Annotated in this window: 20 protein-coding genes, 1 tRNA gene and 1 pseudogene; 10 read left to right on the forward strand and 12 right to left on the reverse strand. The window is 67.9% G+C overall.

The window, feature by feature from the left end; all coding sequences use genetic code 11:
* Nucleotides 1–141 precede the first annotated feature (141 nt).
* Complete coding sequence (locus ACYX4S_RS19300) at nt 142–1323, forward strand: L,D-transpeptidase family protein (RefSeq protein ID WP_476361363.1); 1182 nt, start codon at nt 142–144, stop codon at nt 1321–1323.
* A 30-nt stretch (nt 1324–1353) separates the two neighbouring features.
* On the opposite strand, the gene ACYX4S_RS19305 is transcribed toward ACYX4S_RS19300, so the two are convergent.
* The 3 genes from ACYX4S_RS19305 to ispG are packed head-to-tail and all read right to left on the reverse strand — an operon-like array spanning nt 1354 to nt 4218.
* Nucleotides 1354–2097, reverse strand: coding sequence for a DUF429 domain-containing protein (locus ACYX4S_RS19305; RefSeq protein WP_476361364.1), 744 nt, complete (start codon nt 2095–2097; stop codon nt 1354–1356).
* Complete coding sequence (gene pdxY / locus ACYX4S_RS19310; protein ID WP_476361365.1) at nt 2090–2974, reverse strand: pyridoxal kinase; 885 nt, start codon at nt 2972–2974, stop codon at nt 2090–2092. The genes ACYX4S_RS19305 and pdxY overlap by 8 nt, the downstream gene beginning before the upstream one ends.
* Nucleotides 2971–4218: a flavodoxin-dependent (E)-4-hydroxy-3-methylbut-2-enyl-diphosphate synthase gene (gene ispG / locus ACYX4S_RS19315; RefSeq protein ID WP_293722365.1), complete on the reverse strand. Its 1248-nt coding sequence runs from the start codon at nt 4216–4218 to the stop codon at nt 2971–2973. The genes pdxY and ispG overlap by 4 nt, the downstream gene beginning before the upstream one ends.
* Nucleotides 4219–4535: 317 nt before the next feature.
* Here ispG and ACYX4S_RS19320 point away from each other — a divergent pair, with 317 nt between their 5' ends.
* From ACYX4S_RS19320 to ACYX4S_RS19335, 4 genes are all read left to right on the forward strand, one after another.
* Entirely contained in the window at nt 4536–5495 is a 960-nt protein-coding gene (locus ACYX4S_RS19320; protein WP_476361366.1) for a 4-hydroxy-3-methylbut-2-en-1-yl diphosphate synthase, read from the forward strand.
* 98 nt (nt 5496–5593) lie between these two features.
* Nucleotides 5594–6352, forward strand: coding sequence for a hypothetical protein (locus ACYX4S_RS19325; protein ID WP_476361367.1), 759 nt, complete (start codon nt 5594–5596; stop codon nt 6350–6352).
* Between the two features lie 364 nt (nt 6353–6716).
* On the forward strand, nt 6717–7526 hold the full coding sequence (locus tag ACYX4S_RS19330; protein ID WP_476361368.1) for a 3-hydroxybutyrate dehydrogenase: 810 nt from the start codon (nt 6717–6719) through the stop codon (nt 7524–7526).
* Nucleotides 7527–7563: 37 nt separating this feature from the next.
* Nucleotides 7564–8580 carry a patatin-like phospholipase family protein gene (locus ACYX4S_RS19335; protein WP_476361369.1) on the forward strand — a complete coding sequence of 339 codons (1017 nt, stop codon included), beginning with the start codon at nt 7564–7566 and terminating at the stop codon, nt 8578–8580.
* A gap of 523 nt (nt 8581–9103) precedes the next feature.
* Here ACYX4S_RS19335 and ACYX4S_RS19340 read toward each other — a convergent pair.
* On the reverse strand, nt 9104–9544 hold the full coding sequence (locus ACYX4S_RS19340; RefSeq protein ID WP_476361370.1) for a L,D-transpeptidase: 441 nt from the start codon (nt 9542–9544) through the stop codon (nt 9104–9106).
* Between the two features lie 207 nt (nt 9545–9751).
* On the opposite strand from ACYX4S_RS19340, the gene ACYX4S_RS19345 reads away from it, so the two are divergent.
* A complete protein-coding gene (locus ACYX4S_RS19345; protein WP_476361371.1) occupies nt 9752–10588 on the forward strand; it encodes a pentapeptide repeat-containing protein in 837 nt (278 codons plus the stop codon).
* Between the two features lie 98 nt (nt 10589–10686).
* Here the strand turns inward: ACYX4S_RS19345 and ACYX4S_RS19350 are convergent, their stop codons facing one another.
* Both ACYX4S_RS19350 and ACYX4S_RS19355 read right to left on the reverse strand, forming a co-directional pair.
* A complete protein-coding gene (locus tag ACYX4S_RS19350) occupies nt 10687–11505 on the reverse strand; it encodes a MipA/OmpV family protein (protein WP_293722335.1) in 819 nt (272 codons plus the stop codon).
* Nucleotides 11506–11652: 147 nt separating this feature from the next.
* Nucleotides 11653–12888 carry a urate hydroxylase PuuD gene (locus tag ACYX4S_RS19355; RefSeq protein ID WP_476361372.1) on the reverse strand — a complete coding sequence of 412 codons (1236 nt, stop codon included), beginning with the start codon at nt 12886–12888 and terminating at the stop codon, nt 11653–11655.
* A gap of 281 nt (nt 12889–13169) precedes the next feature.
* Between ACYX4S_RS19355 and ACYX4S_RS19360 the strand changes: the two genes are divergently transcribed.
* From ACYX4S_RS19360 to alc, 3 genes and pseudogenes are all read left to right on the forward strand, one after another.
* The gene (locus ACYX4S_RS19360) at nt 13170–14099 is read left to right on the forward strand and encodes a LysR family transcriptional regulator (RefSeq protein WP_476361373.1); all 930 of its coding nucleotides are present in this window, start codon (nt 13170–13172) and stop codon (nt 14097–14099) included.
* A gap of 238 nt (nt 14100–14337) precedes the next feature.
* Nucleotides 14338–14880: pseudogene (gene uraD, locus ACYX4S_RS19365) on the forward strand (2-oxo-4-hydroxy-4-carboxy-5-ureidoimidazoline decarboxylase); the annotation flags it as partial.
* Entirely contained in the window at nt 14877–15884 is a 1008-nt protein-coding gene (gene alc, locus ACYX4S_RS19370) for an allantoicase (RefSeq protein WP_476361374.1), read from the forward strand. The pseudogene uraD and the gene alc, both read left to right, overlap by 4 nt.
* Nucleotides 15885–15920: 36 nt before the next feature.
* Here alc and asnB read toward each other — a convergent pair whose 3' ends face one another.
* From asnB to ACYX4S_RS19385, 3 genes are all read right to left on the reverse strand, one after another.
* A complete protein-coding gene (gene asnB / locus ACYX4S_RS19375) occupies nt 15921–17879 on the reverse strand; it encodes an asparagine synthase (glutamine-hydrolyzing) (RefSeq protein WP_476361375.1) in 1959 nt (652 codons plus the stop codon).
* 164 nt (nt 17880–18043) lie between these two features.
* Nucleotides 18044–18805 carry a glutamine amidotransferase gene (locus tag ACYX4S_RS19380; RefSeq protein ID WP_476361376.1) on the reverse strand — a complete coding sequence of 254 codons (762 nt, stop codon included), beginning with the start codon at nt 18803–18805 and terminating at the stop codon, nt 18044–18046.
* Between the two features lie 82 nt (nt 18806–18887).
* The gene (locus ACYX4S_RS19385) at nt 18888–19379 is read right to left on the reverse strand and encodes a tellurite resistance TerB family protein (RefSeq protein ID WP_476361377.1); all 492 of its coding nucleotides are present in this window, start codon (nt 19377–19379) and stop codon (nt 18888–18890) included.
* Between the two features lie 223 nt (nt 19380–19602).
* Between ACYX4S_RS19385 and ACYX4S_RS19390 the strand changes: the two genes are divergently transcribed.
* Entirely contained in the window at nt 19603–22506 is a 2904-nt protein-coding gene (locus tag ACYX4S_RS19390; protein ID WP_476361378.1) for an AsmA family protein, read from the forward strand.
* A 45-nt stretch (nt 22507–22551) separates the two neighbouring features.
* Here ACYX4S_RS19390 and ACYX4S_RS19395 read toward each other — a convergent pair whose 3' ends face one another.
* From ACYX4S_RS19395 to ACYX4S_RS19405, 3 genes are all read right to left on the reverse strand, one after another.
* Nucleotides 22552–24165 carry a CYTH and CHAD domain-containing protein gene (locus ACYX4S_RS19395; RefSeq protein ID WP_476361379.1) on the reverse strand — a complete coding sequence of 538 codons (1614 nt, stop codon included), beginning with the start codon at nt 24163–24165 and terminating at the stop codon, nt 22552–22554.
* A gap of 116 nt (nt 24166–24281) precedes the next feature.
* Entirely contained in the window at nt 24282–24926 is a 645-nt protein-coding gene (locus tag ACYX4S_RS19400; RefSeq protein WP_476361380.1) for a class II aldolase/adducin family protein, read from the reverse strand.
* 153 nt (nt 24927–25079) lie between these two features.
* Nucleotides 25080–25166: transfer RNA gene (locus ACYX4S_RS19405), tRNA-Leu, on the reverse strand.
* Nucleotides 25167–25191: the final 25 nt, after the last annotated feature.

Genomic DNA, 25191 nt, shown 5'->3' on the forward strand with positions numbered 1-25191 from the left:
CTCGGGCAGGGGAGGGCGACCGGGGTGTCGAGCCTGATCGCGCATGCGGGAGCATGTGTGGGGACGGGCACGTCGCGGAATGGTTCGACGGGGCGCGAAGGGCGCGATAACGACATGGGTTTTTCCAGGAGTGTTGCCGCAATGGCGGGTCGGATCGGTGGCGGATCGCGCAAGGCGATCGTCGCGGGGTCGCTCGCGCTCGTGCTGGCCGGCTGTCAGGCGGATGAACTCGGCTACGGCCCCAAGCACCTGCGCCAGGTCAGCAGCGACGTGAAGGCGCGGCTGGACCAGCTCGACATGAGCCTTTCCAGCCCCATTATGCTGCGGATCTACAAGCAGGAGAGCGAGCTGGAGGTCTGGAAGCAGACCCGCTCCGGGCGCTACGCGCTTCTCGACACCTTCGAGATCTGCAAGTGGTCGGGCAAACTCGGGCCGAAGAAGAAGGAAGGCGACCGGCAGGCGCCGGAAGGCTTCTACGAGATCACGCCCGCGCTCATGAACCCCAACTCCAGCTATCATCTGGCGTTCAATCTCGGGTATCCGAACAAGTTCGATCGCGCCTACGGGCGCACCGGATCGAACCTCATGGTGCATGGCGCATGTTCCTCGCGCGGCTGCTACGCCATGACCGATGCGCAGGTCCAGGACATCTACGCCCTGGCGCGCGAGAGCTTCAAGGGCGGCCAGCGGTCGTTCCAGGTCCAGGCGTTTCCGTTCCACATGACGGCGGAAAACATGGCCAAGCACCGCGATGACGAGAACTACGGCTTCTGGCAGATGCTCAAGCGCGGCTACGATCACTTCGAGGTGACCAAGACCCCGCCGAAGATCGACGTCTGCGAGAAGCGCTACGTGTTCGACGCGGTGCCGCTGGTGGAGGGCGTGCCTTTCCGCGCCACGGCCAAGTGCCCGGCCTTCGAGGTTCCGGCAAGCGTTGCGCGGGCGGTCGAGAAGAAGCAGCTCAAGGACGAGGCGGAGGTCACCCGCATCGCCGAGGCGGAAGCGCGTTCCAAGCGCCGCGAGGAGGCGATCGCGTCCTTCTTCGGCGCGGATACGGACAAGGATGACGCGGCTGCCGTCGGCGATGCCACGCAGACGGCCTCCACCGGTTCGGGGGCGGGCGCTGAGGCCGCTACGGCAAGCGCTCCGATGAGCGCGGTTCCCGCCGTTGCTCCGGCGCGCGAGCAGGCGTTCGCGGCAACGCCCGAGAAATCCTCCGGGTCCTTCTTCGGGCGGTTTTTCTCTTCCGGCGACAAGGAAGCCTCGGCCGCGCCGTCGGGTGTCGCGGATCCCGATGCGCCGCGTCCGGCGGCCAAGCCCTGATCTTTCCGGCCTCGGGCGGCAAGTGCCGCTTCAGGCCCAGATCGCCATGCGCAGTCCCCGCCCGTCGCGTTCCGGCATCCTGGGAAAGGAGACCGCCCTGCCGGCCGAGATGCGCTCCGCGATCACCGCGTTGACGGCGGCGTCGACGAGGTCGTCCCGCCCGACGCCCGCAGGGCGCTTCCGGTCGAGAAAAGCGGGCCCGATGCCGAACGTGGCCAGCAGGGCCGAACGTTCGTCGAGGCCCGGACCGTGCGCGGCCGATTTCACCTTCTTGGGCAGGGCCATGGGCCGCTCGCCATTCAGACGCCAGAAGGCCAGCTCCGGGTGCACCTCGAAGACGCGTGCCTCAAGATCCGGTGTCATCACGGCGTCGATCTCCCGAATCTTCCCGAACAGGTTGAACGCCTGCCGTGACACCTTTCTCGGCGGATCGGAGGTGGCCAGCGCCTGCCGGCACGCCTCGGCGTAGTCTGTGGCGAACACCGCGGCGCGCGAGGGGACGGAAAACACCGAGGACTGGCGCGCGCCCAGATGCGGTCGCACTGCCCGCTCCGGGCCACGTCCGCCCGGCCCGGCCCGATCCGGCAGACCGATGGGCATGTCGAGCGCAAGCACGGCGAGGCTTTCGTCGGCGAGAATTTCCGCGAAACGCGGGACGAGGCGGAATTCGTGGCGCAGGGTTCCGTCGCTGGTTCTCTCCCGTACGACCACGGCCCATCCGGCACGGCAGCCGTCGATGCCGGCCACGCGCCACACGGGGGCCGTTTCAGGCACGCAGTGGTGCCTCATGCACCCGCCGGCAGGAGACGAGTGCCATGGGCTGGACGAGGGAGGCCTGTTCGCCGGCGGTCAGCAGATCGCGCGCGCCGCGCTTGACCGACCGCGCCACGAGCTCGAACACGGCCGCGGCCGCCCTGTGAAGGGCCGTCTCGTCGTCGAGGCCCGCAAGCAGGTTCGACGCCAGCAGGGCCGCGATGAGGTCGCCCGTGCCGTTCGGCGCGTCGGGCACCAGCCCGTGTTCGGCGGCGATGGTCCCGCGCGGGCCGACGAGCAGGTTGCATACGGCGTTGCGCCGCAGCGCGGGGGAGGAAGTGACGAGAACCCGCGCCGGACCGAGTGCGCGCGCGGCGGAGATGGCCTCGGCTTCGCTCTCGATGGTGCGGCCGCTCATCCACTGCAGCTCGAAAAGGTTGGGGGTGGCGACATCGGCCAGCGGCAGAAGATGGTCGCGGATCGCGGCCGCGGTGTCCTCTCCGACGTACAGCCCGTTGACGTCGCCGCTCACGGGATCGCAGACATGCAGCATTCCCGGATTTGCCTCGCGTACGGCTTTCACCAGCCGGGCAATGGCGCGTGCCTGCTCCGGACTGCCGAGGTAGCCGGTGACCACGGCGTCGACCCGTCCCAGCGTGTCGGAGCGCGCCAGATCGTCGACAAGCGCGTCGAAGCTTTCGTCCGGCATCACCTCGCGGTGGGCGCGGCCCTGGCCCGGATGCCAGGGCAGGAGAACGGTCGGCAGGAACCAGACCGGATGGCCGAGCCTCTCGAGCGCGAACACGCCGATACGTCCGCCGACGGCGCCGCGAACGACCTGGGAGTTGACGACGAGGACGTCTGGCCGGGGGGCCGGCTGGCCGGGGTGGGAGGTCATTCGCCGGCCGCCGGCGTGCCGCCGAAGCGGGCGCGGATGTAGTCGTCGACCATGACCTTGAAGTCGTCGGCGATGGAGGGACCGCGCAGGGTGGTGACCTTCTTGCCGTCCACGAAGACGGGGGCGGCGGGGCTCTCGCCGGTGCCGGGAAGCGAGATGCCGATGTCGGCGAACTTGCTTTCGCCGGGGCCGTTCACGATGCAGCCCATCACGGCCACGTTCAGGGCCTCGACGCCGGGATATTTCTCGCGCCAGACCGGCATCTGGTCGCGAATGTTGTCCTGGATGTCGCGCGCCAGCTCCTGGAAGACGGTGGAGGTGGTGCGTCCGCACCCGGGGCAGGCGGCGACGACCGGAACGAAGGCTCGGAAGCCCATGACCTGAAGCAGTTCCTGGGCCACCTGCACCTCGCGGGTGCGGTCCCCGCCGGGCTCGGGGGTCAGTGAAACGCGGATCGTGTCGCCGATGCCCTGCTGCAGCAGGATACCCATGGAGGCGGCCGAGGCGACGATGCCCTTGGTCCCCATGCCGGCCTCGGTGAGGCCGAGGTGAAGCGCATAGTCGCAGCGTCGCGCGAGGTCGGCGTAGACGCCGATCAGGTCCTGCACCTGGCTGACCTTGGCCGACAGGATGATCTTGTCGCGGCCCATGCCGAGTTCCTCGGCGCGTTCCGCCGAAAGAAGACCGGAGCGAATGATTGCCTCGCGCATCACGGCGGAAGCGGAAACCGGGGCCGCGCTCTTCGCGTTCTCGTCCATCAGGTGCGTGAGAAGCTCCTGGTCGAGGGAGCCCCAGTTCACGCCGATGCGCACGGGCTTGTCGTGCCTGAGCGCGATCTCGATGATCTCCGAGAACTGGCGGTCCTTCTTGTCCTTGAAGCCCACGTTGCCCGGGTTGATGCGATATTTCTCCAGCGCCTCGGCGCAGGCCGGGTGGTCGGCCAGAAGCTTGTGGCCGATGTAGTGAAAGTCGCCGACCAGGGGAACGGTGACGCCGATGCGCTCCAGCCTTTCGCGAATGCGCGGGACGGCGGCCGCCGCTTCGTCGCGGTCGACGGTGATGCGCACGATCTCGGAACCCGACCGGGCCAGTGCTGAAACCTGCGCGACGGTCGCATCCACGTCGGCCGTGTCCGTGTTCGTCATCGACTGCACGACGATCGGGGCGCCGCCACCGACCGTGACCTGGCCCACCCGGACGGGAACCGACACGCGGCGCCGCGCCGGAGCGAAGTCCTCGCTCATGCCCGTGCCGCCCGCATCCGTGCCGTTTGCAGCCCTGTCGCTCATGCCCGTCATGCCGTCGAAAACTCCCTGGCCGTCCGTCATGCCGACGATGCGTTCAGCCAAACTCGTGTGGGTGGTCGTGCCGCCGGGGCGTCTTCGGGCCGTCGGGGCGCGCCACGTCGTGGGTGCCTCGCCGATTGAATAGGGCGGGGCAGGCTTGTGCGCAAGGCCATGCGGGTCCGCGAAGGCTTGATCCGCCGCTGTGGAGGCGTCATGTCTGTGATCAGCTTGCGGACCCAGCGTCCGCGTTGCGGCAACGTGGCGGGGAGGTCCGGATGATCCTGATCGTGCTTGGGCGGACGCTGGAACTGGCCCGCGACCGGCTCCCCACGCTGTTCGCCTCCGGCTGGGGCTACATGCTGCTGCTTCTTGCCCTCAACGTGGCGATCAGCGCGCGGCTTCTCCCCGATACCGGCTTCACGACGGGCTCCTACATGACGGAGCCGATCACGGATGTGTCCGACGAGGGGCGGCGCGAGGCCGCGCTCAGGATGCTGGCGATTGTCGCCAACGTGATCGCCGGGTTTTCCATCGGGGTCGCCTACCTGCGCCGGGTTCTGCTCGGACGGCGCGAATTCGTGCTGGCCTTCGGGGCGCGCAATCTTCGCGTTGGCTGGAAGATCGTCCTGCTGGCGCTCATCGGCGTGCTGATGCTCGCTCCGATGATGCTCGGCTCGGCGCTTCTGGCGACCGCCACCGGGCCGCTCGGAGCGCTCGTGTTCTTCGCAAGCCCCTTCGTGGTGCTCATGCTGGTGCAACGCCTCTCGCTGGTGCTCCCCGCGGCCGCGCTCGACGATCCCATGACGCTTGGCACATCCTGGCGGCTTACGCGCGGCATGGGCATCGCCGTGGCGCTTGCCGCGCTTGTCATCTCCTTCGCCGTCCTTGTCGCCTGTGGCCTGTGGTGGGGCGCGGTGGCCCTGACGGGCGAACTGGCACGGCTCTTCCTTCCCGAACTCCTGTCGCCGCAGACGGCGGTGTCGGCGCTTCGCGGGGTCGGGATCTTGCGCTCCGCGCTGCTGCCCGCCGGCATCATGGTGCTGGCGACCTGGCTCTTCTCCTCGTTGCACGCCACGAGCTATGCGTTGGCGCGCGAGCGTTTCGTGACGGAAGTCGGGCTCCGCCGGCAGGAGGTGGAGCGTGCCGAGGCAGCCCGCGAGCGCGCCCGCATCCATGCCGCGCGGCGCGCCGTTTCCTCGGTCGTCGGTCTGGGGCGCGACCGGACACGGGATTGAATTTTCCGCGCAAGGGTTGTGTTTTCGCGGTGGTTCGCGGTGAGGCAATGGGCTAAGACCGGAGCCTGGGGACCATATTGAAGGGATTGTGGGGGCTCATGTTCTTCCAGACGACGACGCGACTGTTCACCGGGGCCTTGAAGGCGCTCTTTTCCGACTTCGATGCCTTTATCCGCATCTGCTGGGCCTGGTATCTGCTGATCGCGGTGCTTTCGGTCCTCGCGATCATACTGCTTGGTGAGAGAGTTCCCGCGGCAATCATTCCGATTGCCCTGATCTGGCTCGCCTCGAGTGCGTCGATCGCCGTTGCCTGGCATCGCAACCTGCTGCTGCGCGAACGCCCCGGGCCGGTGCATTTGCGGTTCGGCGGGCGTGAGCTGCGCTATATCGGCAAAACATTTCTCATCATGTTTATCGTGATCATTCCGGCGGCGATCGTCATGCTCGTTGCGATGCTCGTTACCTCTGGCAGTTCGTCATCGTGGGCCAGTCTTTTGGTCGTTGGCGCGGTCGCGGTCTTTCTTGTCCTGCCGCCGGTGATGCGCCTGTCGCTGATCCTGCCGGCCACCGCGCTCGACGAGAAGCTGGGCCTTGGGGAAGCGTTTTACGATAGCGAGGGGCTCGGGCTGCCCATGGCGATCGCGGGCGTATTGCTGGCACTTCTGGTTGGCGCGATCGACTATGTGCTCGGCTTTGCCGCCGGGGCCCTGGGCGGAGGATCGGTCGTCGGCGCGGTTGCGATCGCCATCCTGTCCATCGCTCTGCAGCTCGCGGCAACGGCGCTTCAGATCGGCATCCTGACGGGCGGTTACTACATCCTGCGCGAGCGCCAGATGCCGGCCCAGCCTTCCGTCTGAACCGCCGGGTACCGGGGGCGGAGCGGGCGATTCCGCGCCCGTGGCCCTGTACCGTCATTCTCAATTCCGGCGGACAATCGCATTGTCCGCGGGCTCCATCGGCGGGCGCACGCGGGTGATGGGATGTGATCTGACATAATTTTTCGTTGCTGCGTCGAGGCGTCGCGCGGTCTTGTTGCAGTGCAGCGCCAACCCATGTTGAATGGAGACGCCCGTTCCGGATTTCGCACATGGCCGCTACGCCGGGTGCCGGACCTGACGTTTTCCCGCCGGATCCCGGGGCTCCCCGGGGCCGTAATCCGCCCGAGGCCGACGGTGCGCGGACCGCAGGTCCGCGCCGCCTGCTGGACAGGAGACACTCGCAATGACCACCGCATCAGCTTCTGAGAAATCGCTTGCCGGAAAGACCGCCCTCGTGACCGGATCGACCTCCGGCATCGGTCTCGCCATTGCCCGGACCATGGCCGCCAATGGCGCCAACGTGGTCATCAACGGCTTCGGCGAGGCGAACGCCATCGAGAAGGAGCGCTCGGGAATCGAGAGCGAGTTCGGCGTGAAGTGCCTTTACAACGGTGCCGACATGACGAAGGGCGACGAGATCGCCGCCATGATGGCCGAGGCCGCGGACACGTTCGGCATGGTCGACATCCTGGTCAACAACGCCGGCATCCAGCATGTGTCGCCGGTCGACGAGTTTCCGGTCGAGAAGTGGGACGCGATCATCGCGATCAACCTGTCCTCCTCCTTCCACACGATCCGTGCCGCGCTTCCGGCGATGAAGAAGAAGGGCTGGGGCCGCGTCATCAACACGGCGTCGGCCCATGCGCTGGTCGCCTCGCCCTTCAAGAGCGCCTATGTGGCGGCCAAGCACGGCATCGCGGGCCTGACCAAGACGGTCGCGCTCGAAGTTGCCCAGGAAGGCATCACCGTCAACGCCATCTGCCCGGGCTATGTCTGGACGCCGCTGGTCGAGCGCCAGATTCCCGACACGATGAAGGCGCGCGGCCTGACGGAAGAACAGGTGAAACGCGATGTCCTGCTCGCGGCCCAGCCGACCAAGCAATTCGTCACCGTCGATCAGGTGGCCAGCATGGCGCTTTACCTCACCTCGGACGCCGCCTCCTGCATCACCGGAACGATGATGCAGCTCGACGGCGGCTGGGTGGCCCAATGACGGTTCGCGTCCTGCGTCGCGGCACGGGCGGCCCGCGATGAGCGGCGCGCCCAAGCCGGTCAATCTGGCGCTCCAGGGCGGAGGCGCGCATGGCGCCTTCACCTGGGGGGTGCTCGACTGGCTGCTGGAGAGCGAGAAATTCGTCATCCGCGGCCTGAGCGGCACCTCCGCCGGGGCAATGAACGCCGTTGTGCTGGCCGATGGACTGCACAAGGGCAACGAGGAGGGCGCGCGCGAGGCGCTTGCAAGGTTCTGGAAGGCGGTGAGCCGGGGCGCGTGGTTCAGCCCGGTGCGCCGCTCGCCGCTCGACATCGCGCTCGGCAAATGGAGTCTCGACCTGTCGCCGGGCTTTTTGATGATGGACCTGGCGACCCATTTCTCCTCGCCCTATGATTTCAATCCCCTGAACTTCAACCCGCTGCGCGAGATCGTCGAGGCGAATGTCGACTTCGAGGCTGTGCGTGCCTGCGATCATCTCAAGGTGTTCGTGGCGGCGACCAACGTGCAGACCGGCAAGATCCGCGTCTTCGAGAACGACGAGATCACCTGCGACTCGGTGATGGCCTCGGCCTGCCTGCCGCATGTGTTCCAGGCGGTGGAAATCGACGGCGTGCCCTACTGGGACGGCGGCTACATGGGCAATCCGCCGCTGTTTCCGCTGTTCGGGACCACCGGGACGCCGGACACGATCCTCGTGCAGATCAATCCGGTCGAGCGGGAGGAGACGCCGCGCTCCGCGCGCGAGATTCTCAACCGCCTCAACGAGATCACCTTCAACTCGACGCTTCTGCGGGAAATGCGCGCGATCGAGTTCGTTGCCCGGCTCATCGAACAGGGCAAGCTGGATGACTCAATTTACCAGAAGGTGCGCCTGCACAGGGTGGCCGCCGACGAACTCAAGCCGTTGCAGGCGTCCTCGAAGATGAACGCGGAGTGGGAGTTCCTCACCCATCTGCGCGACATCGGGCGTCGTGCGGCGGAGGCCTGGGCGGCGGCCCATTATGACGATGTCGGTCATCACTCCACAATCAACCTGCGCGGCGAGTTCATGTGAGCCGGCAAGGGACGCCGGTTCGCGGGCGCTGAACCGGATGCGAATCAGAGGCGCGAATCACCCTCCCGCATCGCTCCGCCCAAGGGAGGGGGCCGGGCAAAACCGGCAAAAGGGTTAAGGGCGGATTTACCCTTTTCCCGACTTTGCGGACGGGCTTGCGAAATGCAATGCGGAAGAGGTTTTGGAGGGGTTAACGGGCGCTGTATCTGGTGGTCTCAAGGGCTTTCGCCTACCAGATCCTGAACTTCAGCGTGCCAACGATTTGGCAAGGGTTTTGCGGCATCATTGGCACGCTGATAGTCAGGTTGTGCGTCGTCAGCGATTGGCGGACGAGGGAAGGCGGCAAATGCGACCCCGCTGTCTTCCTTCGTCCCGCCAGGCACTCTCGCATGGCGCATGGTCCCGAGGGACTTGGCGCCGACGCTCGCGACTGCGAAGCGTCCGGCGAGGCACTTTCTTCCCGCAATCTAGGCGAGACGGTCCCTCACGAAAAGGGGCGGCTCACGGCGATCGCCGGTAAAGGTTACCGGGTAATGACGATTCGCGCATTCCGTTTTCCGTGACGTTCGATCATCGTGAAGAGCTGCCGGGCGTTGTCGGGATGCAGGCGGATGCAGCCGTGGGATGCCGGCCGGCCGAGCGAACGGATCGCATTGGTGCCATGGATGGCGTAGCCGCCGTAGAAGAAGACCGAATACGGCATCGGCGAGCCGTGATATTTCTTCGAGAAGTAGCGTTTGTACATTCTCCCTGGGCGAAAGGTCCCGACCGGCGTGCGGTAGCCGCGTCGCGCGGTCGACACCGGCCAGCGCGCCGCGCGCCGTCCGTCCACGAAGACCGTCATGCGCTGTTCGGAAATGTCGATGCGGGCGAGAACGCTTGCCGCCCGCGCGACCGGATCCGGACCTGCGAAGGCGGCAAGGAAGGCTAGCACCGCAACCGTGGCGAGGCTGAACTGTTTCATGTCTTGTCCCCCCGGAGCGCGGATGGCCCCATACTGTTCACAGGCTCCCGTGGGCGCCTTTTTTCAGGACCATCATGGCGTGAAGCTGCCCCTGCGGGAAGTACGTATTCCTGGTGACGGCTGGTCGGCTTCCGGTCACGCCCCCTTAAAATGGGGCGCCAGGCGTCCTAGATTTCAGGGACGTGCTTCGAAGAAGGACCGAGTGTGATGCCGCTCCCGCATATCGGCGAAATCTCCCGCCCCTTGGCAGTTGTCGTGCTTGCCGCGTTCGCGGCGGTGTCCCATGCCGCCGCCGACGAGACGCCGCAGGAGCAGCTTCGCCGTACGGGAATGTGCGAGCGCTGTGATTTGCGGCTGTCGGAGCTCAGGGCCCTCAGTCTCGACAAGGCGCAGCTTTCGCGTGCGGTGCTGCGCGAGGCGGACCTCAAGGAGGCCGTGCTGCCCGGCGCGGACCTGCGGCGGGCGGACCTGCGGCGCACGGAGCTTGAGCGGGCCGACCTTTCCGGCGCCGACTTCACCGGCGCCCAGATGCGTGGCGTGGACCTTGAAAAGGCGATCCTTTCCGGCGCCAACCTGAGCGAGGTGGACCTGCGCGACGCGGACCTCATAGAGACCCGGCTCGACGGAGCGCGCCTCGACGGCTCGGATCTGCGCGGCGCGCTGATGATCCGCATGGATGCCAGCGGGGCGTCGTTCCGGGGGGCGAAGATGGATGGCGCCAATTTCGAACGGGCGAATCTGTCCGGGGCGGACCTGTCCGGCGCGCGGATGCCGAATGGTGATTTCGATCGCGTCAACGCGACCGGTGCCAATGCGCGCGATGCCGATTTCTCGGGCGGTCATTTCTCCAGCGCCGATCTTTCGGGCGCGGATCTTTCCGGCGCCAACTTTCAGGACGCGCTTCTCCGCCGGACACGGCTTGTCGGATCGAACCTGCGCGGGGCGACCGGGCTTGACCAGAGCCGCATGGTGGGCGCATGCGGCGACGAGAGCACGACGCTTCCTTACGGGATCACGCTGCCGGTCTGCGATGACCTGAAGTAGTCGCCAGGGGTGAAAACGCATGAAAGGGCGCCGCGGATCCTGTCCGGGCGCCCTTTTCGTGTCTTTCCGGAGGAAAGTCCTCCCGAACCCGGCCTGTATCAGTCGAACAGGTCGAAGGCGAAGCGGTAGGTCACGCCCGCGCCGATGGTGAAGCGGTCCCTGTCGCCGGTCTTGACGATCGGGCTCTTGGCGGCGTCGCCGACGTAGCGGTCCCAGCCCGCCTGCAGGTGCAGCGAGGTCTCGTTGGTCACCGCGTAGCTGGCACGGCCGAGCAGGCCGACCGTCTTGAAGCCGCCGCTCGGGCGGTAGGCCGACAGCACGCTGCCGGGCGCGGCGGCCTCGGTGGCCGAGACGCCGAAATAGGTGCGCATGTAGTCGCCGGAGGCGAAGTCGGCGCGGGGGCCGAGCGAAAGCTGCAGCCGCTCCATCGGGTTCATGATCACGTCGGCGCCGAGGCGACCGACCTGGCCCGTGTGACCGTTGATGCCCTGGCGGACCTCCACGAAGGCACGGAACCAGTCATAGCGGAACCCTGCGCCCGCGCCGAGTTCGAGCGCCCAGTCGACCTTGTTGGTGCCGGTCAGATGGGCCGAGTCGGAGGCCTTGCGCTCGCCGATGTAGTTGAAGGACGGGTAGAAGAAGAAGCCGCGCTTCTTGATCTCGCCATCGCTCACCTGGCCGAAACCGGGGAAGTAGAAGCGTGCGAAGCTGATGATCGGCATGGGCGTGACCATCAGCTTGTCGGCGCCCTCGTACTTGGGCTGGGCAAGCGCGCCGATGCCGAGATCCACCACGTACTGGCGCTTGGGCAGCGGCATGTCGTCCGGCGGCGTGAGGCTGTCCTGCGCGCTGGCGCCGGCGCCCATCGCGAGCAGGGTTGCGACGGCAAGAAGGCTGGTCTTGAGGGCGGTGCGCATGGCGGTCCGATCACTCCGAATTCGAAAGACGGCCCGTGCGCGGGCCACATGCGATCCTTATAGCGTCAACCGGACCGGAAAACCCTAACGTCTCGACGTTTTTGCCATGCTGTTGCACATGTGCATCGCCGTGTGGCGCGATCCGCGTCAGCGGCTCGCGCTCTCGTACCAGGCAGCCAGATGCGCGCGTTCCGCAGGCTCCACGAAGGTCACATTGGCCGGCGGCATGGCATGGGTGATGCCGGCCTGCAGGTAGATCTCGCGTGCATGGGCGGCGATGTCGCGGTCGGTCTCCAGAAGAACGCCCTTCGGCGGGGCGGCGATGCCCTCCCACAGCGGCTCGCGGGCGTGGCACATGGAGCAGCGCGCGAGCACCGTGTCGCGGACGCCCTCGAAGTGAGGATCGTCGGCGAAACGGGCCTGAAGCGCGGTCATCGGGGCATCGTAATCGGCCTCCCGAACCCGGACGCCATCCGGGCCGGGCTGGACGGAAAGCCAAACGATGGCGGCGAAAAGGGCCGCCGTCAGGAGCCAGGTCCACCAGGGCTTGCCGCGTCCGGCGTGCATCTCGTTGAAGAAATGGCGGATCGTGACGCCCATCAGGAAGACCAGCGAGGCGATCGCCCAGTTCCACGGCGTGGCGAAGGCCAGCGGGTAGTGGTTCGACAGCATCAGGAAAAGGACCGGCAGCGTCAGATAGTTGTTGTGAAGCGAACGCTGCTTGGCCTGGGCGCCCAGGGCCGGGTCCGGCGCGCGGCCCGCCAGAAGGTCGGCCACGACCTTCTTCTGGTTCGGAATGATGATCATGAACACGTTGGCGGACATGATCGTCGCGGTGAAGGCGCCCAGGTGCAGCAGCGCCGCACGGCCCGAGAACACCTGCGTGTAGCCGAAGGCCATGGCGACCAGCACGCCGTAGAGCACGATCATGAGCCCGGTCGTGCTCCTGCCGACCGGCGACTTGCACAGAAGGTCGTAGACGATCCAGCCGAAGGCGATGGAGGCAAGCGAGAGGGCGATGGCGCCCCAGACCGGCAACTCGAGCACATTCGGGTCGATCAGATAGAGGTCGGCGCCGGCGTAGTAGACGACGCAGAGCATCGCGAAACCGGACAGCCAGGTGGCGTAGCTTTCCCACTTGAACCAGGTCAGGTGCTCGGGAAGCTCCGGCGGTGCGACCAGATACTTGCGCACATGGTAGAAGCCGCCGCCGTGGACCTGCCATTCCTCGCCGTGAACGCCCCTGGGCAGATCCGGCGATTTGCGCAGGCCAAGGTCCAGGGCAATGAAATAAAAGGAGGAACCGATCCAGGCGATCGCCGTGATGACGTGCACCCAGCGCACGCCGAAGGCCAGCCAGTCCCACATGATCGCCGAAGTCATATCCTTGTCGCTCCCCACACTTGTCCGCCCGCGCCGGCGCATGGACCCGGCCGGTGCCCACGCACGGGCCCAGCAGGTTTCATGCCATCTCCATGGCCCCGGCGCGTCCCGCGCAAGCGGGTCCCGCATCGTATCGTCGGGCCAGAGTGGCAGAGGAACGATTTACAAAAAATCCCGGAAATTTTTCCAGCACTCTCAAATCACCCTTGAAAATCACGCGGGCCCGGGCGCAGGCTTCGCGGGACCTTGCGGCCGGTGCCGCCAGAACCCCGGAGCGTCGAGTGTCCTATGTGAACATGCTCAAGGTTTTCGTGCGTGTGGTCGATCTCGGCTCCATGTCGGCGGCCGCGCGCGACCAGCGCGTTTCTCCGGCCGTCGTGTCCAGCCGGATCGCGGAACTGGAGAAGCATCTCGGGGTGCGCCTGTTCAACCGCACGACCCGCAAGCTCGCGCCGACGGAGCACGGAACGTTGTTCCACAAGGGGGCGATCAAGATCCTGGAGGCGATCGAGGAGGCCGAAGGCGCGGTCGTGGCACTGTCGCGAAATCCGCGCGGCTCGATCTTCGCCGCCGCGCCGCTGGGGATCGGCAGGCGCCTGATCGCGCCGCTCATCCCCTTGTTCAAGAAGGACTATCCGGAGGTGGACGTGCGCCTGCGCCTGTCGGACCGGACGGTGGACGTGCTGGGCGAGGGGCTGGATCTGGCGTTTGTCCTCGGCACGCCGGCGGATTCGGAACTCAGGATGCGCGCGATCCACGACTGCGAGCGCGTGCTGTGTGCAAGCCCCGCCTATCTGGCGGAGCACGGCTTCCCCGAGCGCGGGGCGGACCTGGTGCGCGAGCATCATCATTGTCTCCTGCTGCGGTTTCCTGGTGCCAACGAGTTTCACTGGACGCTCGGCGGGCCGCGCGGCGCGAAGCGATACGAGGTTTCGGGACCGTTCGAATCCGACGACGGCGACGTTCTGACCGACTGGGCGCTGGCGGGCGCCGGCATCGTCAACAAGCCGCGTTTCGAGGTGGCCGAGCATCTGGCGAGCGGACGGCTCGTCGAGGTCTGCCGCGAGACGCCGCCGCTGCCCGTGCGTCTCGCCTGTCTCTATCCGCACAAGCGCTACGAGGATCCGAAGATCCGGATCTTCGCCGATTTCGTTGCGGAGCGGTGCCGGGCCGCGCTGGGCCGTCCGCTTCCGGATCCGGCCGGCGCGTGACGCAGGCTCGTGCAATCTCGTGCCTAAATCGACGTCGAATTGCGCGAAAATTGATGGAAAATCGAGTCAGGCCCGCCACCTCCGGCCGTGCGTGCGAGGCACGCGGGACGGCAACAATTCTTTCAAGAATATTTTGAAAGTCAGGGTCATTATTTTGGATTATCAATAGATCGGTCACGCGCCGGACGCGGACACGTTCATGATCGCACGAGAGGAGGGACACGCCGTGGCGGACGGGGACAAGCGGCCGAGCCGCATGGATCGCGAGAGCTTCGTTGCATGCTTCGGCGGTGTCTTCGAGCACTCCCCCTTCATTGCCGAACGTGCCTTCGACAAGGGTCTTGGTCCCGATGCCGACAGCGCCGAGGGGCTTCATGCGATCCTTTGCGAGGTCTTCCGCGCGGCCGGCGACGAGGAACGGCTCGCCGTGCTGCGCGCCCATCCCGATCTCGCCGGCAAGCTCGCGGCGGCCAGGCGTCTGACCGCCGCGTCCTCGGCGGAGCAGGCGGGGGCGGGGCTCGACGCGCTGACAGATGCCGAGCGCGCCCGCTTCACGGACCTCAACGAGACCTACAAGGAGCGGTTCGGCTTTCCGTTCATCCTTGCGGTCAAGGGGCACACAAAGGCGGAAATCCTCGCCAACTTCGAGGAGCGGGTCGCCAACGACCGGGCGAGCGAGTTCGACACCGCCTGCGCCCAGGTCGAGCGGATCGCCGGCCTCCGCCTCGCCGACCTTCTTTCCCAATCCCCCGATTCCCTTTCTTTCAGGAGCCCGTCATGATCCAGCAGTCCCATCTTGAGCGCCCGGCCTTCACCCGTGACGTCAATCTCGCCTCGGGCGGTCTCGGGGCATCGATCGTGTCCGTCACCGATGACTTCTTCGCGGATGCGTCGCGGATGCTCGCCGACACGGACGCGGTCTTCATCGCCGACAAGTACGACGATCACGGGAAGTGGATGGACGGCTGGGAATCCCGCCGCCGGCGCGGTCCCGGGCATGACAGTGCCGTGGTGAAGCTCGCCGCGCGGGGCCGCATCACGGGCTTCGACGTCGACACCTCCCATTTCACCGGAAACTATCCCCCCGCCTGCCGCATCGAGGCCTGCGCCAGCGAGGGCGAGCCGGACGCGGCGAGCGACTGGGTCGAGGTGCTGCCGATGAGCGCGCTGGGGGCGAGCGCGCATCACTTCTTCGCCTGCGAGGCGGCGGAAAGCTTCACCCATGTGTGCCTGCACATTCATCCCGACGGCGGCGTCGCCCGGTTGCGCGTGCATGGCCGGCCGGAACTCGTCGCCAGTGCCGGTTCCGAAACGCTCGACCTTGCCTCGGCGCTCAACGGTGCCCGTATCCTCGCCTTCTCCGACGCGCACTACGGTTCCTATCACCGGCTTCTGGCTCCGGGACGCGGCGTCAACATGGGCGACGGCTGGGAAACGCGCCGGCGCCGCGAGCCCGGCAACGACTGGATCATCGTGGAGCTGGGCGCCCGGGCGACGCTTGCCACGGCGAGCATCGACACGGCGTTCTACAAGGGCAACTTCCCCGAGAGCTTCTCGATCCAGGCTGCTGATCTCACCGGGTTTTCCGACAATCTGGAACAGGCGGTCGTCACCTCCTCCATGTTCTGGCCGGAGCTGATCGCACGCACGCCGCTTTCGGCGGACGCGATCCACGACATCGGCGCGGACGGTCTCGCCGACATCGGCCCCGTCACCCATGTGCGGCTCAACATCTTCCCCGATGGCGGCATCAGCCGGCTGAGGCTTTTCGGCACGCTGGCGTAAGGGGGCATTGGGCCGACCCGCCCAGGCCCGAGGCGCTCAGTCCCGGCCCTGGCGTTCCAGGAAGAGCTGGACGATGAACATGGCCCAGACGACGTTGGCGCGGCGCTCGTCCCCGGCGAGGAAGTCTTCCCAGAAGACGCGCACCATCGCGGGATCGAGCATGTCGGTTCGCGCCAGCGTCTCGGGCGAGAACATGTCCTCGGCGAGCGGACGCAAGGGGCCGTCGAGCCATGTGGCGGAGGGAATGCCGAAGCCGCGCTTGGGCCGGTCCCAGAGGTCCGTCGGCAGGTAGCGGCCGAGCACGGCCTTGAGCACGCCCTTGCGCTGCCCGTTCATGCGGCGCACGGAATCGGGCAGCGACAGCGCGAAGCGCACGACGGCCGGATCGAGGAAGGGAACCCGCGTTTCCAGGCTGTGCGCCATGGCCGCGCGGTCGACCTTCACCAGGATGTCGTCGGGCAGATAGTGGGTGAGGTCGAGAAAGCTCGCCTGCTCGAGCGGGCTCCACCCGGTTTCCGCCTCGACCTCGGCGAGCAGCGGATGGGTCTCGCGATGCGTGCCGGGCACCAGGCGCTCGGCCGTGTCGAGCAGCGTGAACTTGCGCTCGTAGGCGGCAACGGCCGAGGCGGCCTCGTATTGTGCCTTTCGCTCTTCCAGACGGAGGCGGAGACTTGCCGTCGAGCGCTTGCCGACGTGGCTGCGGCCCCGCTTTTCCGCCGGGGCGACGAGGGCCGCGATCTGGGCGGAGGCGGCAAGCTTGCGCGCCTGCCGGCCAAGACCCGCCAGGGGGGAGCCGGACCATTGCTTCGCCACCGAATGATGGCGTCCGTAGCCGGCAAACAGTTCATCCGCCGCATCACCCGACAAGGAGACCGTGACCTTGGAGCGCGCGAAGCGCGAGACCAGGTAGGTCGGCAGTTGCGACTGGTCGGTGAAGGGTTCGTCGTAGACGTCCGGCATGGTGGCGACCAGGTCACGGGCCTCGTCGCCGGACAGCATGATCTCGTTGTGGCTGGTGCCGAGATGATGCGCCACGGCGCGGGCGAACCCGGCCTCGCTGACGGACTTGTCCTCGAAACCGAGCGAGAAGGTCTCCACCGGCTTGGTGCTGAGCGACTGCATCATCGCCGCGATGGTCGAACTGTCGATGCCACCCGACAGGAACGCGCCGAGCGGAACGTCCGAGATCATCTGCCGCGAGACGGATTCGCGCAGCAGCGAATCCAGCCGCGAGACGGCTTCCTCCCCGGTGCCGGCAAAGCGGTCGGAGCGCGCCGCCTGGGCCTCCGCCATCGCGTCCCAGTAGAGGCTTTCGCGCCATGTCCCGGGCGAAAGCGCGCCGGCCTTCAGTTCGACGCAGGCGCCGGGGCGGATCTTCACGGCTTGCGTGAACGCGGTCCTGGGAGCGGGAATGTAACCGTGGCGCAGGCACTGCGCGATGGCCTGACGGTCGATCTCGCCGGACCAGCGCGGATGCCGTTTGAGCGCCTTGAGTTCGGAGGCGAAGGCTATCTCGCCGTCGAGGACCGCGACATGGAGCGGCTTTTCGCCGAACCGGTCACGCGCGAGCGTGAGACTGCGGGTCTCACGGTCCCACAGCGCGATGGCGAACATGCCGACGCAGCGGGTCAGCGTCTCGGCAAGGCCCCATGCGGCAACGCCGGCCAGCAGAACCTCGGTGTCGGAATGACCGCGCCAGACGGGTGCGGCGCCCTCGTCCTCGAGGGTGCGGCGCAAGTCGAGGTAGTTGTAGATCTCGCCGTTGTAGGCCAGCGTGTAGCGGCCGCAGGGCGAGTGCATGGGCTGTGCGCCCGCCTCCGTGAGGTCGATGATCGACAGGCGGCGGTGGACGAAGCCGATGCCGGCGGGCGCGTCGGACCAGGTGGCGTGCGCATCGGGACCGCGATGGGCAATCGCCTCGCCCATGGTGTCGAGCAGGGCGGTCGCGCCCTCGCCAAGGCCCTCGGGGCGGAATATCCCGGCAATGCCGCACATGTCAGGCTCCGTTCACGCCGGCGGGCCGGCCCTCGTCTCATGGTGCGCCCCGAAACAGCCACGGCGGAGCGCGCCCCTTCTGCCCGCGACGCGCATCCCTGTCCATCCCTCATTGGGGGGATGCGCGCGGCGGCGGGATCAGGGGGAAACTCAGGCGGGAAGGCCTATTCGGCGGCCTCCGCGAGCCGTCCGGCGTCGGCGCGGCCGATCCACAGATCGAGGAAATCGTCGAGCCACGCCTTGAGGCCGGGGTCGAAGACATAGCGCCCCGCGAAATGGTCGCGTCGCTGGCGCGCGCCGGGAAGCGCCATGCGCGGTGCGCCGCGTGTCGTCCAGCGCACCATCATCTGGTAGGTGAGCTCGGGATGGAACTGGATGCCGTAGGCGGCGGGGCCGACCCGGATCGCCTGGGTCGGATAGGTGTCGCCGGTGGCGAGAAGCTCCGCTCCGGCGGGCAGGTCGAATCCTTCCCGGTGCCACTGGTAGACCTTCTTCGGCCAGCGCATCATCTTCCGGCCGCTCTCGGTCGGGGTGATGTCGTAATAGCCGATCTCCACCAGTCCGTCGTCGTGGCTGGAGACGCCGGCGCCGAGATGGCGGGCCATCATCTGCGCGCCGAGGCAGATGCCGAGAAAGGGCTTTTCCTCCTTCAGCGGCACGCCGATCCAGTCGATTTCGCGGGAGACGAAGGCGTCGGTGTCGTTGGCGCTCATGGGGCCGCCGAAAACGACCGCGCCGGCGTGGTCTTCCATCGTGTCGGGCAGCAGGTCGCCGAAGCGTGGCCTGCGGATGTCGAGCGCGAAGCCGCGCCTGACCAGTTCCTGGCCGACGCGGCCGGGGGTCGATGTTTCCTGGTGCAGGACGATCAGAACCTTGGGCCGATCAGCCTGCGCTCGCGGGTCGGGAAGCGACGGGTCAACGATCATGACGTTATTCTAGCGCGGGCCCGGGGCGCGGTCGAGTGGCCAGGTTGGCGGGGCCCTTTCCGCAATGGCGCGTGGCGGGCCGTCAGCCGTTCTCCTCCTCGCCGGAGGTGTCGTCGGGGCCGGCATGGGCGGCGACCTTGCGGCGCAGGGCCAGCCGGTCGCGCGAGGAAATCCCGAGCAGTTCGGCGACACGCCAGATGGTGTTGTCCTCGAACTCGTGCACCGTGCCGTCGGCGTAGACGAGTTCCCACATCATCTCCAGAACCTTGAGCCGGCCGTCGAGATCGAGCGTGCGCTTGAGGACCGAGGTGAAGCCGTACAGGTCGACGGCCTCGGCATCGCGCCGCGTCGCGGACTCGATCAGCTCGCGCGTCATGTCCGGGGTGAGCTGGTAGTTGATGCGCAGCACCTCGGACAGGGCCTCGCGCTCGCTGTCGTCGACGACGCCGTCCACCGCGATGATGTGCACCAGAAGCGCCGCCGCCGCGAGCCGGTGATCGTCCTCGGCAAAGGTCCGTTCGTCGGCCTCGCCGGTCACAACGCTTTTCAAAAACCGCTTGAGCGCCGGAAACATGGCCCCTCCTCATTCCGGTCGGAGCGCGATCAGCGATCGATCGCGCATCCCGTCAGCGGGAAACATCGGCAATCGGAGGGAAAAAGTCCATGCCGACGAACCGTGCAGGGTGCGTCGCGGCCATTCTGTGGACACGCTTTTGGGGAAGTCTGCACGCGTTGCGGTCGTTCGGGCCGGGCAAATCGCCCATACTGCCCGTGATTCGAAAAAGGGGTGCCTCTTCGTGAAACGCGTGGTGGTCGGTCTTGCCGGTCTCGTTTTCACCGTCCTGGTTCTTGTGCTGGCGGCGGCCGTCGTCGTGCCGTGGTTCCTGCCAAAGGATGCCATCCGGGCCGAACTCGTCGCCCAGATCGAGAGCCGCACGGGCCTGCGCCTGCGTCTCGACGGGCCGGTCGGCCTGTCGCTGCTGCCCGGGCTCGGGCTGAGCGCGGAAAACGTCGGCGTCGCCTCGGCGGGCGGCCAGGAGATGCTTCGTGTCGACGCGGTCGACTTCGGTCTCGCCTGGTCGACCCTGTTCGGCGGCACCGCGCGACTGACCCACATCAGCCTCGAGGGCCCCGTGGTGACGCTCGGCGGCGGCGGCCAGGCGCCCGTGCAGCAGGCCGCCACCGCGCCGGCCTCACCGGGCTTTCCCGCCGACCGCTGGAGCGCCGCGACGGAGGCGATCACCGAGACCAACGCCGAGGCTTCCGAGGCCGACGGCGGAGCCGGCGCCAGTGCCGCGACGCTGGCACGCATCGGCGTCGACCGGCTTTCGGTGCGCGATGGCCGCCTCCTGCAGGCCGACGGCACGCCGATGCTCGAGGGCATCGATCTCGATATCTCGCTTCCCTCGCTCACCGGTCCGATGGACCTGGAGGGGCAGGTCGTGCGCCAGGGCGTCGAGCTCGAGGTCGCCGGCCAGATCGCCGCGCCGCTGGCGCTTGCCGAGGGCGGAAGCAGCGAGCTCGACGTGAGCCTTGCGGGCGCGGACGCGGAAATCCGCGTTGCCGGAACCGCCTCGCTCACCGGCCCGGGCACCCTCAGGGTGTCCGCCGGTGGCGAGACGCTTGCCGGCACGCTGCAGGCGTTCGGGGCCAGCGTGCCGCGCGACCCCGGTCCCTTCAGCCTGACGGCGGACCTTGCGACCACGCCGCAGCGCATCGGTGTCGACACGCTGACGGCGGCCCTCGGGCCGTCCTCGCTGCGTGGCTCGGGCGCGGCGGATCTTTCCGGTGACGTGCCGGCCGTTTCCGGCGACCTGACGCTCGACGGCGTGCCGCTTGCCGACATTCTGGCGATTGCCGGGCGTGGCGAGCAGGCCAGCGGAACCCTGGGCGGCCAGGTGCGCTTTGCCGGCCGGGGCGCGGACGCCGCGACCCTTCTGGCGGGCGCGGACCTGTCCGGTCGCCTGACGCTGGCCGGCGGAGAGGTCTCGGGCCTTCCCGTGCCCGGCGCGCTTGGCGAGGAAGCGGGCGCGCGCACCATCCGTGGCCTGGCACTTGCCGTCGACTTTTCCGGGCTGGACACGCCGGTCACGCTCACGGGCGGACTGACCTGGCGCGACGAGGCCTTCCGCATCGAAGGCTCGCTCACGCCCGCGCTTCTGGCGGCGGGCATGCCCGCGCCCACGCGTCTCCGGCTGGCAAGCCGTCGCGTGACGCTTGGCTATGACGGAGCCTTCAGCACCTCGGGCGGCCTTGACGGCGACGTGGTGATCGAGACGGCGAACCTGCGCGGGCTTGCCTCCTGGCTGGGCTCGCCGCTGTCGCCCGGCGGGGGGCTTGAGCGGTTCTCCTTCTCCGGCAAGCTGTCGGCGGGCGAGGACGCGGTGTCCTTCTCGAACGCCTCGATCCTGCTCGACGACACGCGCGGCGAGGGCGAGGGATCGCTGTCGGTGGCCGGCAAGCCGAAGCTGACCGCCCGCCTGTCGCTGGAGCGGCTGGGGCTCGATCCCTATCTCGATGCGGCCGGGGCACCGGCGACGACCGCCGAGGCCCCGCGGGTGCCGGGTGGCGAGCCGCGCGGCTGGAGCCGGGCGCCGATCGACCTTTCGGGCCTGTCCGCCTTCGATGCGGACCTGACGCTTTCGGCCCGCTCGATCGCCTTCGGCGCGGTGGAGATCGGCCCGAGCCGTCTGAACGTGACCATCGCCGGCGGCAAGCTGACCGCGGATCTCGGCGAACTGACGCTTTACGGTGGCACGGGGCAGGGGCGTCTCACCGTCGATGGCGGCGGTGCGGTGCCCGAGCTCTCCGGCTCCTTCCGCATCGGCGGCGTCAACGCGCATCCCTTCCTGTCGGCGCTTGCGGGCTTCGACTGGTTGCAGGGCAAGCTGGCGCTGGAAAGCGATCTGGTGGCGCGCGGCACGAGCATGTTCGAGATCGTGTCGAGCCTTGCCGGCACGGCCCGCTTCGATTTCGCCGACGGCGCGATCCGGGGCATCAACATTCCGCGCATGGTGCGCGGCCTGACGGTCGACACGCTGCTGGGCTGGTCGGAAAACCCGGCGCAGAAGACCGACTTCTCCGCACTGGGGGCGGGCTTCGAGGTCGCGCGGGGCATCGCCACCTCGGACGATCTCGCGCTCGTCGGACCGCTGGTGCGCATGACCGGGTCCGGCCGCATCGACATTCCGGAGAAACTGCTCGACTGGCGGCTGGAACCGCGCGTGGTGGCCACGCTCGACGGCGCGCCGCCGGTGCCGCTCGGCAAGGGCGAAAGCCGCGACCTGCAGGGGCTCGGCGTTCCCGTGATCGTGCGCGGGTCCTGGGACCGGCCGCAGATCTACCCGGACGTGAAGGGCATCCTGGAGAACCCGCAGGCGGCGCTGAAACAGCTCGAGGGGCTGGGTGGCGGACTGGTGAAGTCGCTTGGCGCGGCGCGTGACCAGGCCGGAGGCGGTTCCGTCGAGGACGCGCTTACCGGCGCGGCGAACGATGCCCTGAAGCGGGCGACCGGCGGCAATACGCACATCGACGTGGAAAAGGTGATCCAGGGCGAGGTCGACGACGAGCAGGTGCTCGACGCGGTCGAACAGGGCTTCGGCCTGCCGCAGGGATTCCTCGGCTCCTTCGGTCTTGGTGGCGGGAAGCGCCAGCAGCAACAACAGCAACAGCAGCAGAACGCGCCGCAGCAAAGCCCTTGACGGGCGCGGCGCGGACGCCCTCGTCGCGTCCCATCTTTTCGGGCGTCAGGACGTCCAGAAACGGTCGGCGGCGCGGGTGTCGTCCCAAAGGGCGCGGGTGTCCTGCCAGGCATGGGCGGCGCGCGCGTCGTGCCAGCCGAGCACATAGCCGGCGGCAAGCGTCGGCTCGGTGTCGCCTTCTGCCTCCTCGGCGACGAGGCGCACCAGCGTGTGGGCCATCACCACGTCGTTGAGATAGCCGAAGACATCCTGCAGGCGCTTGAGCCGCGACAGGAAGGGCTTCAGCGTCTTGCGGTCGAAGACGGGACGGAAGAACTCCAGCGTGTAGCGCAGCTTCTTGAGCGCCTTGCGCATGTCGTGGCGCTCTTCGAGGTCGAGTTCGTCGAGCCGTGCCCCAAGCCGGGCGACCGCCTTCCAGCGTTTTGCCATGGCCTTCGCGGCAAAGCCCGCCAGCGGCGCGTCCCATACCGCGTCGATCTCGACGCCATGGGCGGCGCGGGCCGCCTCGCGCCAGGCCTCTCCTTCCGCGATCTGTCCCAGATGAAAGACCAGCGCGTTGACGGCCGGGCCCTCGAGGTGGGCGCGCAGGTCGCGGCGGGTGGCAAGCCGGCGGGCGGCCAGGGCCCGTGACAGGCGCTCGCGCGCCGGCTCGGCCAGTTCGTCGGGGGCCGCGGCAAGGGCCGGAGCGACGATCTCCGCGGCCAGCACGTCGAGGTCGCGCAGGGCGCCAACCCGGGTGGCGAGATCCTGCGCGTCGGTGTCGAGCCGCTCGCGGGTCTCGGGCGCGAGTGCCTTGCCGTAGACCTTGAGCGCGCTGCGCAGCCGCCGCAGGCCGACGCGAAGCTGGTGCGGGCCTTCCGGGGCATCGCTGTCGAGCGTCGCGTCCCGGTTGGCCGCGATCTGGACAAGGCATGACCGCAGGATGGCGCGGAACGCGTCCTCGACCGTATCGCGGCTCGTGACGCCGGCCTTTTCGGCCTTGAAGGCTTCGGCCGGGCCGTTTTCACCAGCCACGAGACGGTAGCCCCTCTCGGCCTTGGTGAAGCGCGACAGGCGGGCCGAACCAAGCCCGGCGAGCCCTTCCGCCAGGGCAAAGAGGCTCTCGACCGAGCCGTCCTTGAGTTCCAGTTCGGCCTCGAAAAGCGGCTGGCTGCGCTCGCCGGCGCGAATCTCGCCCGCGTCCAGCGCGCATTCGACCACCGCTCCGTCGGGACCGGAAAACACCCGCTTCGTGCGCGTCATCGCGGTCTCGAACACCGGATCCAGAACGGCGCCGTCGAGGAGCCGCCAGAGGCGTTCGCGCAGGTCCGCGTCGTCGATACGGGTAAGGTCGGGCATCGGCCCGGCCACGGGCACTTCGTGCTCACGCGGTGTCGAAAGGCCGCCGACCACGCCGGTCCCGGCCTTCACCGTCTGCACCCAGGAGCCGCCCGTCTTGCGCACCCGCAGCGACCAGCGGGCCGTCTTGAGGGCAAGGTCCGGCGTGTCGAAATAAATCGACTGCAGCGGCTTGGTCACCGCGCGCGCGACCGTGAAGCCCGGGGGCGGGGCGGCCTTCTTCAGGCGCTGGAGAGCGGTGCGGTCGGTCTCGAGCTTCAGCTCGACCTCGCGGGCGGGAGAAGTCGCGCTCCGGGCGCGAGGGGGCGTGTCGTGGTCCATGCACTTCCGATAGCGCGAAACGCGGGAGCTGTCCACAAAAGCGCGCTGAGTGCGCATTTGTTTGCCGGCTAGGGCGAAAACCGCCGCGATGACCCTCGGTCGGCCGTCTTCCGGAATCAGCTCTCGCGCGCCGGCTGCCGGCCATAGGTCGCGAAGCGATCCAGCACGTCGGCCATCTCGGAGTTGGAGAGGATCACCGGCGTTCCGGCCTGGCAGGCGAGAATGTACTGCCGGCAGAGCGTCTCGACCTCGCCAGCGAGCCACAGCGCCTTGTCGAGCGTGCGCTCGAAGCAGATCATGCCGTGATTGGCGAGCAGGCAGGCCTTGCGGTTCTCCAGGGCGGGAAGCATCGCCTCGGAGAGAGCCTGCGTGCCGAACGTGGCATAGGACGCGCAGCGCATGGTCGTTCCGCCGGCGACCGCGATCATGTAGTGGAACGGCGGAATGTCGCGGCGCAGGCAGGACAGCGCCGTGGCGTGGGGCGAATGCAGGTGCACCACCGCGCCCGCGTCCGCATGACCGGCGTAGATGTCGCGGTGCATCCGCCACTCGGACGAGGGCAGGAAGGGCCCCTCGTGGCTCCCGTCCATGGCCACCGGCACGATCTGGTCCTCGCTCATCGCGTCATAGGCGATGCCGGACGGGGTGATCAGGAAGCCGTCGTCGGTGCGCAGCGAGACATTGCCCGACGTGCCCTGGTTGAGGCCCGAGGCGTTCATGGCCAGGCAGGCGTCGATGATCGAGCGGCGGTGGGCTGTCACGGGCGGGTTCCTCGGGCGGGTTTCAGGCCGGGGCCGCCGGCGTGTCGTCAAGGCTGCCCGGCCGGGGCAGGATGCGGCTCTTGGGTTTCGGTGCGGCGGCATATGGGCGCTGGCGCGAAAGAGACCGAAACGGACCCTGACGGTCCGGGCCTGTGGTGCCCCTGGTCCGACTCGAACGGACACTCCGGTTAGGGAAACGGATTTTGAATCCGTCGCGTCTACCAATTCCGCCACAGGGGCATTCGCGGCACGGACGAGAGTCGTG

It is taken from the genome of Stappia sp. ABD4_338 (assembly GCF_056312175.1).

What these genes read in the sequence shown, in the direction of transcription:
- ACYX4S_RS19355 (WP_476361372.1), bottom strand. Translation starts at nt 12,888, where the DNA reads ATGACTTCGGCGATCATGTGGGACTGGCTGGCCTTCGGCGTGCGCTGG.
- ACYX4S_RS19330 (WP_476361368.1), top strand. Translation starts at nt 6,717, where the DNA reads ATGACCACCGCATCAGCTTCTGAGAAATCGCTTGCCGGAAAGACCGCC.
- ACYX4S_RS19300 (WP_476361363.1), top strand. Translation starts at nt 142, where the DNA reads ATGGCGGGTCGGATCGGTGGCGGATCGCGCAAGGCGATCGTCGCGGGG.
- ACYX4S_RS19395 (WP_476361379.1), bottom strand. Translation starts at nt 24,165, where the DNA reads ATGGACCACGACACGCCCCCTCGCGCCCGGAGCGCGACTTCTCCCGCC.
- alc (WP_476361374.1), top strand. Translation starts at nt 14,877, where the DNA reads ATGATCCAGCAGTCCCATCTTGAGCGCCCGGCCTTCACCCGTGACGTC.
- ACYX4S_RS19345 (WP_476361371.1), top strand. Translation starts at nt 9,752, where the DNA reads ATGCCGCTCCCGCATATCGGCGAAATCTCCCGCCCCTTGGCAGTTGTC.
- ACYX4S_RS19380 (WP_476361376.1), bottom strand. Translation starts at nt 18,805, where the DNA reads ATGATCGTTGACCCGTCGCTTCCCGACCCGCGAGCGCAGGCTGATCGG.
- ACYX4S_RS19320 (WP_476361366.1), top strand. Translation starts at nt 4,536, where the DNA reads ATGATCCTGATCGTGCTTGGGCGGACGCTGGAACTGGCCCGCGACCGG.
- ACYX4S_RS19350 (WP_293722335.1), bottom strand. Translation starts at nt 11,505, where the DNA reads ATGCGCACCGCCCTCAAGACCAGCCTTCTTGCCGTCGCAACCCTGCTC.
- ACYX4S_RS19340 (WP_476361370.1), bottom strand. Translation starts at nt 9,544, where the DNA reads ATGAAACAGTTCAGCCTCGCCACGGTTGCGGTGCTAGCCTTCCTTGCC.
- ACYX4S_RS19385 (WP_476361377.1), bottom strand. Translation starts at nt 19,379, where the DNA reads ATGTTTCCGGCGCTCAAGCGGTTTTTGAAAAGCGTTGTGACCGGCGAG.
- pdxY (WP_476361365.1), bottom strand. Translation starts at nt 2,974, where the DNA reads ATGACCTCCCACCCCGGCCAGCCGGCCCCCCGGCCAGACGTCCTCGTC.
- ispG (WP_293722365.1), bottom strand. Translation starts at nt 4,218, where the DNA reads ATGAGCGAGGACTTCGCTCCGGCGCGGCGCCGCGTGTCGGTTCCCGTC.
- asnB (WP_476361375.1), bottom strand. Translation starts at nt 17,879, where the DNA reads ATGTGCGGCATTGCCGGGATATTCCGCCCCGAGGGCCTTGGCGAGGGC.
- ACYX4S_RS19325 (WP_476361367.1), top strand. Translation starts at nt 5,594, where the DNA reads ATGTTCTTCCAGACGACGACGCGACTGTTCACCGGGGCCTTGAAGGCG.
- ACYX4S_RS19335 (WP_476361369.1), top strand. Translation starts at nt 7,564, where the DNA reads ATGAGCGGCGCGCCCAAGCCGGTCAATCTGGCGCTCCAGGGCGGAGGC.